Source organism: Petrocella sp. FN5, from assembly GCF_029210395.1.
GTDB lineage: Bacteria > Bacillota > Clostridia > Lachnospirales > Vallitaleaceae > Petrocella.
Genome location: NZ_JARGDP010000211.1, coordinates 1 through 748, shown reverse-complemented (window position 1 = coordinate 748; position 748 = coordinate 1). Strand labels below are relative to the sequence as shown.

Below are 748 nucleotides of genomic sequence, written 5' to 3'. Positions count from 1 at the left end.
AAAAAAATCAAATAAAACTCAATCAAAGCAAGTTGTGAGCATTAAGGTCCATCTATAGGTAATAACCCTAATAAGATTGTAGGTGGTAGTCAGCAATATTGTGAAATAGTAAATGCAACGTATTATTCTAAAAATCTGAATAATAATCCAAAGATTAAGGACAGTTATTCATGTGAAAGGAGAAAATTATGAAAACTAAATTTGAAAATACAGATATAATGGACGAACACATTGATAATCGTGATATTATTGATTTTGAAGGAGAAATAGGTACAACAGGCATAGAAGGAAAAGAAAAAGAAAGAATCAAAGAAGGAAGTAAGTTTGAGCATTATACAGAAAGTCATCCTGATATAATAATTAAGCATAGAGGTAATCCTGATATTATCGATTTTGAAGGAGAAGCAGGTACAACAGGCATAGAAGGAAAAGAAAAGGAAAGAATTAGAGAAGGAAGTAAGTTTGAACATTATACAAAAAGTCATCCTGAGACAACAGCTAAACATTAAGATGAGTAAAAAGAGCTAGCCATTGATGAAATATGAAATAATGCTATAGGTGCTACTAGAAGGTTGAAGAAATACTATTTCAGAAATAGTGTAGCCTAGAAAAACAGGTGATAAAACAGTGATAATTATTTTGCTAAGAAAAATTGAAATTAGATTATAAGGTTTCCAAGCATTGTATTACATATGCAAACTTCTATGTATGTATATAATGCCAGGAAACTTTTCTTGTATCTTAATTA

The 748-nt window shown here is 29.5% G+C and carries 1 protein-coding gene; it reads left to right on the top strand.

Annotated features, from left to right (window positions below; translation table 11 throughout):
• Positions 1–188 precede the first annotated feature (188 nt).
• Positions 189–509 (top strand): hypothetical protein, encoded by a 321-nt coding sequence (locus P0N36_RS15540; protein ID WP_275843803.1) that lies wholly within the window; start codon positions 189–191, stop codon positions 507–509.
• Positions 510–748 lie beyond the last annotated feature (239 nt).

What these genes read in the sequence shown, in the direction of transcription:
- P0N36_RS15540 (WP_275843803.1), top strand. Translation starts at nt 189, where the DNA reads ATGAAAACTAAATTTGAAAATACAGATATAATGGACGAACACATTGAT.